Raw genomic sequence first — 11592 nt, 5'->3', positions numbered from 1 at the left:
TCAAGCGCGGCGGCGGCGCCGGCGCTGCGCGCGCGCTCGCCGCGGGCGCGATCGACGTGCTCGCCCTCGACGACCTGCACGACGACCTGCTGGTCGCGACGGTCGACCGGGCGATCGACCGCCACCACGCCGAAGAGCAGTTCCGGGTCGCGCTCGCCGCCGCGCCGGCCGGCGTCCTCGTCGCCGACGACACCGGCGCGATCACGCTCGCGAATCCGGCCGCGGAGAAGCTGTTCGGCGCGGCCCCGGGCGGGCTGCTGTGGCGCCGGGTGGACGAGTTCCTTCCGGGGCGTCGCGACCCGGATGGCGACGAGGTCGCCGTTCGCTGCGACGGCGACGAGCGTCCCGTGAGCGTCACGCGGTCGACGGTCGACACCGTCCGGGCGCGGCTCGCGCTGTACTGGATCACCGATCTCGCCGAGCGCCGCGCACTCGAGCGGCAGATGGTCGCCGCGCAGCGGATGGAATCGGTCGGGCGGCTCGCCGGCGGCGTCGCTCACGACTTCAACAACGTCCTCACCGTGATCCAGAGCTACGGGGCGTTTTTGCGCAACAGCCTGCCCGCGGACTCGCAACAGCAAGCAGACGTCGCCGAGATCCTCGGCGCCGCCGAGCGCGCCGCCCGGCTGACGTCCCAACTGCTCGCGTTCAGCCGCCGCCAGCTGCTCGACCCGCGCGTGGCCAACCTCAACGACGTCGTGGTCGCGGTGTCCTCCCTGCTGCGCCGGCTCATCGGCGAGGACGTCGACCTCGTCACGTCGTTGGCCGAGGACCTCGGCGCGGTGTCGGTGGACGTCAGCCAACTCGACCAGGTGCTCATCAACCTGGCGGTCAATGCGCGCGACGCGATGCCGGACGGGGGCACGATCACGATCGAGACGAGCAACGTCACCCTCGGATCGGACTACGGCTCCCGTAAACCGGTCGCCGTGCCTCCGGGCGATTACGTGCTGCTGGCGGTGACGGACACCGGCACCGGGATCGCACCCGACATCCGCGACCGCATCTTCGAGCCGTTCTTTTCCACGAAGGACCGCGAACGCGGCACTGGCCTCGGTCTGGCGACCGTCTATGGCATCGTCAAGCAGTCCGGCGGGTTCATCTGGGTGTACAGCGAGGTCGGCGTCGGCACGACGTTCAAGATCTATCTTCCCCGCGTCGCGAGTAAGCCGGCCGCGGCCGGCCGAGAGACGCCGGCGCCGCAGCGCGAGACCGGCGAAGAGACGGTGCTTCTGATCGAGGACGACGACGCCGTCCGGCGGGCGACGGTGCGGCTGTTGCGCGCGGGCGGCTACCGTGTGCTGCAGGCGGCCGACGGGGACGAGGCGGTGCGCGTCGCCGACGGCCATGACGGCCGCATTCACGCGCTGCTCACCGACGTCATCGTGCCCGGACGGTCGGTTCGCGACGTGGCGGACGAACTGCGCCGCCGCGACCGGCGCCTGCGCGTGTTGTACATGAGCGGCTATACCGAGAACACGATCGCGCACCGCGGCCTGCTCGACGACGGCATCGCGTTCATTCAAAAGCCGTTTTCCGGCGGCGCGCTGTTGCGCAAGCTGCGCGAGGTTCTCGACGCCGGCGAATAGAAGGCCGGCACCACGGCCGGCGCTACGACCCGATCGCGCGGTACGACGTGGTGACGAGCCCGACGATGGCCGCGAACCAGGTCGCGGCGCACACGAGCCATGCCAGGCCCGCGACCGCGGGCGCGATGTCGCGGCCGTCGCGAGACGGCCGCCACGCCAGCACGATCGCCGCGAGAGCGACGGCGACGGCAAAACCGATCGCGATCGCGTGTTCCTTGACGTCGAACCAGCGCGCGACGCGCGAGGTCGTCTCGTACAGCGGCAACGCCGCGCCCGGGTCGTCGAGGTAGGCGACCCGCACGCGCACCTTGTAGACCGGGTAGATCGCGAGGCCGATGGCGAAGTTGAGCGCGAACAGCGCGGCGGTGAGGACCGCGAACCGGCGCACGCCCCGGTGCCGGGCGGTGTCGCGCCGCCAATAGCTGCGCGTCCACACGGCCATGTGCGTGGCTGCGCCGACGAGCGCGCCCCCGACGATCGCGTGCGCGACGAGCCACCAGCGCGCGCTGTCCGCCAGCAGCACATCGTCATGCATGGTCGGCCTCCGGCCGGATCGTCACAGGAGCGCCATCGCCAGCGAGGCTTTCCTGGGCCGCCTCGAGCACGCGCACGACGTTCACCGCCGTGCGGCCGTCCGACCGCGGAGTGGCACCCGTGGCCACGCATTCGACGAAGTGGCGGCACTCGAGTTCGAGCGGCTCGACCATGTCGACGCGCGGTATCAGCGTGTCTCCGTGGCGGATCTGCAGGAACTGGTCGTACTCGGTGAACGCGGGGGGGACGTCGTAGCCCTTGTCGTGGATGCGCAGCTTCTCCGTCGGGTGCGTGTCGTCGAGTTCGATCATCTTGCGGTCGCCGACGACGGTGAGCCGCCGTTCCTTGCGCGGATCCAGCCACGACAGGTGAATCTGCGCGACCGTCCCGCCCGGGAACCGCAGGTTGACGAACACCACGTCTTCGACCCCGGGCTGCAGGTAGCAGCCGCCGCGCGCCGACACGGACTCGGGCACGGCGCCGAGCGCGTACAGCAACATGGACACGTCGTGCGGTCCGAGGCTCCACAGCGCGTTTTCGTCGCGCCGGAGTCGGCCGAGGTTGACGCGCACGGCATACGCGTACAGCACGCGACCGAGGTCGCCGGCGCGCACGACGTCGACCAGGCGCAGGAACGCCGGGTGGTACAGCATCAAGTGGCCGACCATCAGCGTGCGGCCCGCGCGTGCGGCGGCAGCGATGACCGCCTCGGCGTCCGCGACCCGCAGCGCGAGCGGCTTTTCGACCAGCACGTGCTTGCCGGCGCGCAGCGCCGCCCGCGCGTGGTCGGCGTGGTGCGCCGCCGGCGTCGCCAGCACGACCGCATCGACGTCGTCGGCCTCGAGCGCGTCGGAAAGGCGCGCGCCGAGCCGCGCGCCCGGCGCGATCGCGGCAGCGCGGCGCCGGCGCGCCTCGTCCCGCTCGCACACGAGCACCAGCTCGCACTCGCGCAACCGCGCAAACGTGCGGACGTGGTTGATGCCCCACGCCCCGGCGCCGATGACCGCCACGCGCACCATCGCGTCGACCATACAACGCGGCCGCGCGCCAGCGTACACTGTGGACGTGCTGTCCCAGGACGTCGAACTGGTCGACCTCGACGCGGACCAGTGGGCCAATTGGCTCGCGCTCGTGGCGCCGCCCGGCCTCGCGCAACGGCTGCCGGTCGCGCTCGCGTTTTGCGACGGCGACCGCCTCGAGCGCGCGGTGGTCGTCGGCCGCGGGCCGGTCGCGGTGGATTGGCGCGGGACGCACCGGCGCGCGCTCGCGGCGGCGCGCCGGCAGGCGGGTGCGGCCGTACTGGTCGCGCTCGAGCCCGGCGCGCTGGCCGCGATCGCCGGCGACATCGACTCTCGCATCGGTTCGGGAGACGACTTCGTCGCGACGGCTGCCACCGCGTGGGGGGCGGTGCTGCGCGCCGCGCGGCGCGGCCTGGTTCACGTCGATCCACCGCTGGCGAGCGTACTGCCGGCGCCGGACGGCGACGTGCTGCAGCGGGCGTTCGACGCGCTCGTCCCCGACGGGACCGCGATCGTCGCCTATGCCTTCGACGACGGCGCGTCCGACCTGTTTGCGTCGATCATTGCGAGCAAGGAGGCGGGCGACATCGTGTTCGCGACCACGCACATGGGCATCGCCGACGCGATCGACGCGCGCCACGTGGCGCGCGATTGGCGCAGCCGCTACCGCCGCATCCTCGACGTCGTCGACGAGCGGTTCGACCCGCCGTCGATCGGCGTGTTCTTCGAGCGCGGCGCCGTCGCGCGGATCCTCGGCGGTCCGCCCGATCAACTCGGCCGCGAGATCGCGCGCAAACACGTGATCGTCGATCCGGCGCCGCTGTGGCTGTCGGCGCTCGCCGGGGGAGCGGCGGTCGCGGGGACCGCCGGCGCGGCGGCGCGGTCGCTGTCGCGCCTGCTGCCGCGCGCGGCGCGCGAGTCGGCGCGTGCGGTCGCGGGTGGCGTGGCGCGGCAAGCGCGCGCGCAGCTGCGCAGCGCCGGACTCGACCCGGTCGACCTGCTCGGATTCGATCCGGTTGCGGTGTGGAACGAGCTGCGAGCCCTGATGCGCGGGGCGACGCGATAGCGCCGCGGCCGGGCGAGCGGTCAAAACGGCCACACTCGCGGCGTGAGCGCGATGTTGGTCGCGAGGACCAGCGCGCTCAACGGTACGCCCGCGCGCACGAAGTCCGTCAGGCGGTAACCGCCGGGGCCGTACACCATCAGATTGGTCTGATAGCCCAGGGGCGTCGCGAACGCCGCCGACGCCGAGATCATGATGCCCACGACGAACGGCATCGGGTCGGCGCCCAGGCCCGCGGCGGTCTGCAACGCAATCGGCACCATCACCACCGCCGCGGCGGCGTTCGTGACGACTTCGGTGAGGAGAGTGGTCGCGATGCACACGGCCGCGAACGCCCACCACGCATCGTCGCCGGCGACTCCGACGAGACCGTGCGCGATCGCGCTCGCGGCACCGGTGCGATCCAGCGCGCGGCCGAGGCCGAACGCCGCCGCGATGGCGAGCAGGACCTGCCAGTCCACGGATCGCCGCGCCGCTTCCTCGTTGCAGCACCGCAGCAGCAACATCGCGCCGGCGGCGCACAGCGCCGCCACGAACATCGACAGCACGGAGCCGAGGACGAGCGCGATCATCGCCGCGAGCACTCCGACCGCGAGCCACGCCCGGTCGTGCCGCGGCGGCTGCGCGTCGGTCGCGCGGCTCACCAGATAGAAGTCGTTGCTGTTGCGGTGCTGGTCGACGAACGCCGGCGGCGCCTCGAGCAAGAGCACGTCGCCCGGCTGCAGCACGATGTCGCCGATCTTGCGGTCGATGCGCTCGCCGCCGCGCGCCACTGCGATGACCACCGCGTTGTAGCGGGTGCGGAACGCGCCGTCGCGGATCGTGTTGCCGACGATGGGGCACCGGTGCGACACGACCGCTTCGATGAACCAGCGGTCGGCGCGCGGCGCGTCGAGTTTGAACACCTGCTCGGTGGCCGGCACCAGCCCCGGCCGCTTTTGTAGATCGACCACGGAGTCGACGAGCCCGACGAACACGAGTTGGTCGCCGGCCTCGAGCCGTTCGCCCGGGCCGACCGCCGGAATGACGCGGCCGCCGCGGTGGATCTCGGCGAGGAAGACGCCCGGCAGCGACCGCAGTCCAGCCTGCTCCACCGTCTTGCCGGCGAGCGGGCTGCCGGCCGCGACGACCATTTCGACCGTGTACTCGCGCGGATCCTCGAGCGCGTCGGCGACTTCGCCGCGGGCGGGCAACAGCGGCCCGACGCCGAGCCACAGATACGCGAGCCCGACGACAGCACACGGGACGCCGACCGCCGCAAGGTCGAACAATCCGAGGCCGCCATGACCGGCGTCGATCAGCATGCCGTTGACCACCAGGTTGGCGCTCGTGCCGATCAGCGTGCACATGCCGCCGAGGATCGATGCGTAGCTCAGCGGAATGAGCAGCTTGGACGCGGGCACCCGCGCGCGCCGCGCCCAGTCCAACACCACCGGCAGCATCATCGCGACCAGCGGCGTGTTGTTGAGGAACGCGCTCGCGGCCGCGACCGGCGCGATCAGGCGGCCGCGCGCGCCGCGTTCGGTCCGCGGGCGGCCGAGCAACGGGACGATGAGCAAGTCGAGCACGCCGGTCTCGCGCAGGCCGGCGGCGACGACGAACAGCAATCCGACGGTGGCGACGCCCTCGTTCGCGAACCCGGCGAGCGCGTCGCCCGGGCCGATGACGCCCGCGACCAGCAGGACGGCCAGGCCGCCGAGCAGCAGCAGGTAGGGCGCCACGCGCGTCGCGGCCATCGCCGCGAACACGGCGGCGACGGTGCCGGCGGCGATCCATGCGTCCCACCCGCTCGCCCCGACGAGGGTCGACATCGCGTCGAGTCTAGTATTAACTGCCCGGACGCAGGAATTGCAGATGGCAGTGAACCGGAATCTGACGAGACACAATCCTCTGCTGTCGCCAGACGAGCGCGCCGCTCGCCTCGGCCAGCGCGGCGCCGTCGTGTGGCTCACGGGGCTATCGGGCGCCGGCAAGTCGACGCTCGCCTATGCGCTCGAAAAACGCATCGTCGACGCGGGCAGATTCGCGTTCGTCCTCGACGGGGACAACGTCCGGCACGGGCTCAACAGCGATCTCGGGTTCTCGCCCGAGGATCGCACCGAGAACATCCGCCGGCTCGGCGAGGTGGCGGCGCTGTTCGCCGACGCGGGCGTCGTCACGATCACGTCGTTCATCTCGCCCTACCGGGCCGATCGCGCGCGCGCGCGCGATGCGGTCGGCGCCGACCGCTTCTTCGAGGTGTTCGTCGACGCGCCGCTCGACGTGTGCGAACAGCGCGACCCCAAGGGACTGTACAAGAAGGCGCGCGCCGGCGAGATACCGCAGTTCACCGGGATCAGCGCGCCGTACGAGGCGCCCGAGGCCCCCGCGTTGCGGCTCGACACGGCGGCGCAAGACGTCGATCGCTGCGTCGACGCCATGATCGAGCTGCTCGCGACCTCCGGCTTCGTGCCCCGCTGACGCGCTGGCCGCGCTGCGCGTCGCCGGCCGCGCTGCGCGTCGCCGGCCGCGCTGCGCGTCGCCGGCCGCGCTGCGCGTCGTCGGCGACGCTGCGTCACTCGCGTCGCGCCGCGATCGTCCGCTCGACTTCGACGATGCCACCGATGTCGACGCGCAGGGTGTGCGTGCCGGGCGGCGGCAGGAACGTCGGGCCGCTGCCGGTCGCGAGCACGCGGCCGTCGACCGCGTACGCCGTCCAGTCGCGCGTGAGGTCGCCTTCCGTCTCGTCGTAGCCGGTCGCCGGCGCCTCGTACGAGCCGTCGCCGCGGGCGACGATGTCGGCGGTCAGGTCGGCGGCAGACCACGCCGGCGTCTCGGGTGCGAAGGCTGCGCCGAAGAACCGCGCGTCGACCGCGTCGTTGCGCCAGTCGCAATGGACGTGCCCGCTCGTGTACTTCGCGACGTAGCCCGCGCCGAGCGACCGGCAGATGTCCATGAGCCGGTCCTGTCCGATCGAACCCGGCATGATGTCGAACGCATCGCCGTACATGTGGCGCGAGCGGGTCGCCCCGCCGACGCTCGCGTTGTATGGCGGCGACCGGAACCCGGAGTTGATCACCAGCGGAATCCCCGCCGCGTCGCGCACCGCTTGGAGCTTCGCGACGGCGTGCGGCTGCATGACCTGATAGCGTCCCTTGGAGCGGACGCACAATTCGCCGAGCTTGAAGTTGGGGGCGACGCGCGCGCCGACATCGACCGCGGGGTCGTCCATGTCGATGTACTGGGTCGGCTCGCGGTAGTTCGCGTTCAACGGCGACGGGTAGGTGTACGGGTCCACCCGCACGAGCGGCAGGCACACGCTGCCGTCGCCGTAGCAAACGCTCGTCGCGGCGGGATCCCCGCTGGTGCCTCCGCCGGTGCGTTCGAGTTGGACGCTGCCCCATACGGTTTCGCCGTCGGCGAGGTCGCGCGTGACGCTGGCCGTCGTCCAACCCGGCGCGCTCGCGGTGATCGTCACCCTGCCGGCACGCAGATCCTCGATCCGGTAGAACCCGTTGTCGTCGGCGGTGGCCGTCTGGCCGGTGGACAACTCGATGGCCGCGCCTGGGATGCGGTTGCCGCTGTCGCCGCCGTAGTACACGACGCCCTGCAAGACTGCGCTGCCGGTCGTCGCGTCGATCGGCGACAACCCGAAGCTCGCCCACGTTTCCGATGCATAGGTCGCTCGCGTGATCGATCGGGTCTGATAGCCGGGGGCCGATGCCGTCACCGTGAACGTGCCGGCGGGGACGTCGGCGAACGACCATTCGCCCGCGGCGTCGGTCCGGGTGGATCGCTCGCCGAGTGTTACGGTGGCACCGCTGATGCGCCGCGACGTGTCGGCTCCTTCGTACAGGATGCCGCGCACGGTGACGAACTCGGCCGGGCTGCCATCGCCGGGCTCCGCGGTGCACACGCCGGCATCCGCCGGTCCGACCGGCGCTGCCGCGGGCGCGACGTCGACGATGACGTCCGCGCGTTCGGTCGCCGACGTTGGGCCGCCGAACAGATAGTCGGACGCGCGCGACGAGACGTCGAGCACCCAGTGATCGACCGTCCGCTCGACCGCACAGTTCGGTCCGCGGTCGATCACCATCAGGATCGCAGATCGGCCGTTGTCCGGGTTGGTCACTCGGAGTTTCGTGCCGCAGCCGAAACGGTCTGCGCCTGCCGCGTACCAGTTGATCTTGCGTTCGCAGTCGGGTCCGTCGAGGCCCTCGCAGCCGATGGAAGACAGCGGACAGGCGGGCTCGCAATTGTCGCCGGCATCTCCGTGTGCGACGCCGGCTTCGTCGACCCAGCAGCCGAACGACGTCGTGAAATACACGTCTTCCGGGTTGGTGGTCGTGCCGGTGAGGCCGTCGCACGACCACGGGCCGTCCGATGCGAATGGGCCGCGATCGCACGCTCCGCCGGGGTCTCCCGAGTCGCCCGGCGGGTTCGAGTCACCGGACGCAGCGCGCGCGACGATGTCGTCGAGCTGCGCGTACAGCGCATTGCCCGGACAGGAGGTCGACTTGTACTGGCGGTGACCCTTGATCCGGCTGCGGTCGATCGGGACGCCGTGTTCGCGCGCCAGCGCTGCCACGAGTGCCGCCAGCGAGTCCACCTGGCGGTCGGTGATCGGCGTCGCGTCGTGCGACCCCATCGCCGCAATCCCGATGTTGCCGGTGTTCGCGCCGCCGGCGTGGGCGCCGAGCAGGTGGTCGGGGCGCCCCTGCCACAGCCGCCCGTCGCGCGACATCAGGTAGTGGTAGCCGATGTCGCACCAGCCGCGCACGTTCATGTGGTAGCTCTGGATGTTGCGCAGGCGCGCCTCGGGCGACAGGCTGTCGTCGGTGGGCGTCTCGGTGTGGTGAATCGCCATCCGATACACGGTGCCGATGCGCGCGCTGCAGCGGTGGCTGCGCGCGCCCCACGCCGAACGCGGCGCAACGGAGACGCCGCCGGGGCCGGGCGCGAAGCTGGTCCCGGAACCGTCACGTTCGCCGTCGTCGCCGCCGCCCTCGATGCCACCTTCGACCCCCTCGGACAGCCGCCAGTCGAACAACTCGAGCCGCAGGTAGTCGGCGCGGCCGTCGGCGGCCCGCAGTCGGAAGTAGTTCATCGGCTCGTCCCACTCGATCTGGCCGACGAATCCGCCGGTCGCTTCGAGTTCGACGTGGTCGACCGTGAGCGGTCGCCAGTCGGACCACGTGGCGCCGTCCGGGCTCGCCGCGATCTCGAACGCGCCGGGACGGTCGCCCTCCCAGATCGCGCCGGCGCGAACGAACGGCGCGGATGCCTCGCGGATCGGGGACGTCGCGAGCTCGGTCGCCAGTTCCCCGCCCTCGAGGACGAGCACGTCGTCGGCGCGATCGGAACCCGCGCCGGCGCCGCCGGTGATCTCGCCGGCGCAGGCCGCTAGCGCGGTTGCGACGGCGACGAGCGCGGCGACGCAAGATGGCGCAATCGTGCGGCGGTCGGAATTGATGCGGCTCATGACACCTCCTGATTCGGCAACGCGCTGCCGCGGGCAGCGAGCGGCTCCAGTGCAACGGCCAGACCGCTGGCAACGACGCGAAACTCCGGTCTCGCGCCGAGCCGATGCCGACCGCGGTCTGCAACCGGCGGTGTGCGGTTCCCCCGCCGCCGGTGTCGCGCCGCGTCACGTGCCGGCGCGCCGCGTTACCGCACCGCAGCGGTTGCCCACGGGCATCGAGCGAGCAGCGCGCGGCCGCGCCGGCGCAGCGCCGGCGGCAGCGAGCCGGCCAGGGCGGCGGCGAACGCATGGCGCATCGTGGCCGCATCGGCGAACCGATCGGCCGGGTCGTACGCGATCGCGATCCGCAGCGCGAGTTCGACGTCGGTGGGCAGATCGACGTAGTCGCGCGGGTTGGGCGGTCCGCGCCGCGCCTCGTCCAGCACGCCGAGCGGGTCGGCCGATGAGAACGCGGGCCGGCCGACGACGGCGCGGTAGATGAGCAACCCGAAGCTGTACAGGTCGGCGCGCGCGTCGACCGGGCGGCCCAGGATGGTCTCGGGCGCCATGTAGGGCGGGGTGCCGACGACGAGATCGCGCGTCGTGTGATCGCTGGCCTTGTCGAGCCATCGCGCGATCCCGAAGTCGACCAGCTTCCAGCGCGGCTCGGGATCGCGTACGAGCATGACGTTGTGCGGCTTGAGATCGCGGTGAATGATCCCGATCGAGTGCACCGCTTCGAGCCCGCGGCCGACGTCGTGAACGAGGCGCTCGAGCGCCTCCGGCGACAGCGTATCGCGATCGCGCAGGACGCCGGCGAGCGTGTTGCCGGTGAGCAGTTCCATCGCGATGTACGGAATGTCGCCGTCGCCGCCTCCGGTCGCGTAGACGCGGGCGACGTACGGGCTATCGATGCGCGACAGCACCGACGCTTCGCGAACGAAGAGTCGAACGGCCGCGGCGTCGCCGAAGCGGTCGGCCCGGATCAACTTGACCGCGGCGGCCGGGCCTTCCCCGACGTGGATGCCGCGGTAGACCTCGCCCATGCCGCCACGCCCGAGAAATTCCGTGAGTTCATAGTCTCCCACCCGGTGGCCGACGAACACGCCGTCGGCGGTGCCGACCAGAGCGCGGTGTAATTGCGCGCGCGCGGCCGACAGGAGTGCTCGATGATGCGCGGCTGCCGCCTCGGATTGCACCGCGAGTTCGAGCATGCGGCTGTGCGCGCGATCGACGACGAAGCCGGCGGCGTGGGCGGACAGGTACACGCCTTGTACCATGGCGTGTGCAATCACCGGTTCCCACCGCGGCGTGTCGGGCGTCGGATACAACGGCGCCAGGCCGTCGTCGGGGACGACTCCGGCGACGATGAGCGCCAGCAGGGCGCCCTGCGATACGACTACGGCGAGGGGGATCGCCGGCGCAGCCGGGTTGCGCTGCGCGGCGGTAAACCCTCCGTTGGAGAACAGTCCGACCGCGAGGACGGCGGCAAACCCCGCGTTGAGCCCGAACAGATACGCCGGTCCCGCACACAGTGCGGCGACGACGGCCCACGGCCAGTCCAGTTGATCGAGTGCGCCACGGCGCGCGCGAATGAGTTGCACCGCGGTGATGGCCGCGATGCCGGCTACGCACGTCGCGGCGGCGGCGAACGCGGTGCGCGTGCGCGCAACCGCGGCCATGAACGGTAGGCCGGCGGCGCAGATTGCGAGGAACGCGATCATGACGGTGGTCGTCTTGCGCTGGAGCGCGCCGCGCCACGCGTCCGGAGCGCCGCCGGCGGCTCCGGTTGGGGGAGGCGGCGGCTCGGGCGGACCGGCCGGGGCTGGCGCGTGCCCGGTGGCGGGGGCGGTCGCGCTCGGCGCGGCGCCGGCGAGTGCGGGGGCGAGAGCGCGCGGCGTGGCGGGGGCGGTCGCGCTCGGCGCGGCGCCGGCGAGTGCGGGGGCG

General features: G+C 72.1%; 8 protein-coding genes. 3 read left to right on the top strand and 5 right to left on the bottom strand.

What is annotated here, in order from left to right:
- A partial coding sequence (locus D6689_15895; GenBank protein ID RMH39683.1) for a response regulator occupies positions 1–1589 on the top strand: 1589 nt, incomplete at its 5' end.
- Between the two features lie 22 nt (positions 1590–1611).
- Here the strand turns inward: D6689_15895 and D6689_15890 are convergent.
- On the bottom strand, positions 1612–2112 hold the full coding sequence (locus D6689_15890; protein RMH39682.1) for a hypothetical protein: 501 nt from the start codon (positions 2110–2112) through the stop codon (positions 1612–1614).
- Positions 2113–2116: 4 nt separating this feature from the next.
- The gene (locus D6689_15885; GenBank protein RMH39681.1) at positions 2117–3481 is read right to left on the bottom strand and encodes a gfo/Idh/MocA family oxidoreductase; all 1365 of its coding nucleotides are present in this window, start codon (positions 3479–3481) and stop codon (positions 2117–2119) included.
- Between the two features lie 49 nt (positions 3482–3530).
- Between D6689_15885 and D6689_15880 the strand changes: the two genes are divergently transcribed.
- Positions 3531–4208: a hypothetical protein gene (locus D6689_15880; GenBank protein ID RMH39680.1), complete on the top strand. Its 678-nt coding sequence runs from the start codon at positions 3531–3533 to the stop codon at positions 4206–4208.
- Positions 4209–4228: 20 nt separating this feature from the next.
- Here D6689_15880 and D6689_15875 read toward each other — a convergent pair whose 3' ends face one another.
- Positions 4229–6016: an SLC13 family permease gene (locus D6689_15875; protein ID RMH39679.1), complete on the bottom strand. Its 1788-nt coding sequence runs from the start codon at positions 6014–6016 to the stop codon at positions 4229–4231.
- 43 nt (positions 6017–6059) lie between these two features.
- On the opposite strand from D6689_15875, the gene cysC reads away from it, so the two are divergent.
- A complete protein-coding gene (gene cysC / locus D6689_15870) occupies positions 6060–6665 on the top strand; it encodes an adenylyl-sulfate kinase (GenBank protein ID RMH39678.1) in 606 nt (201 codons plus the stop codon).
- A gap of 94 nt (positions 6666–6759) precedes the next feature.
- Here cysC and D6689_15865 read toward each other — a convergent pair whose 3' ends face one another.
- On the bottom strand, positions 6760–9666 hold the full coding sequence (locus tag D6689_15865) for a hypothetical protein (GenBank protein RMH39677.1): 2907 nt from the start codon (positions 9664–9666) through the stop codon (positions 6760–6762).
- A 185-nt stretch (positions 9667–9851) separates the two neighbouring features.
- A partial coding sequence (locus D6689_15860) for a serine/threonine protein kinase (GenBank protein ID RMH39676.1) occupies positions 9852–11592 on the bottom strand: 1741 nt, incomplete at its 5' end.

This window comes from Deltaproteobacteria bacterium, from assembly GCA_003696105.1.
Taxonomy (GTDB): Bacteria; Myxococcota_A; Polyangia; order Haliangiales; family J016; genus J016.
Note: the sequence above shows the minus strand (reverse complement) of the source record. Positions and strands in the feature narration are given on the sequence as shown.

What these genes read in the sequence shown, in the direction of transcription:
- D6689_15885 (RMH39681.1), bottom strand. Translation starts at nt 3,481, where the DNA reads ATGCGAGAGTCGATGTCGCCGGCGATCGCGGCCAGCGCGCCGGGCTCG.
- D6689_15875 (RMH39679.1), bottom strand. Translation starts at nt 6,016, where the DNA reads ATGTCGACCCTCGTCGGGGCGAGCGGGTGGGACGCATGGATCGCCGCC.
- cysC (RMH39678.1), top strand. Translation starts at nt 6,060, where the DNA reads ATGGCAGTGAACCGGAATCTGACGAGACACAATCCTCTGCTGTCGCCA.
- D6689_15865 (RMH39677.1), bottom strand. Translation starts at nt 9,666, where the DNA reads ATGAGCCGCATCAATTCCGACCGCCGCACGATTGCGCCATCTTGCGTC.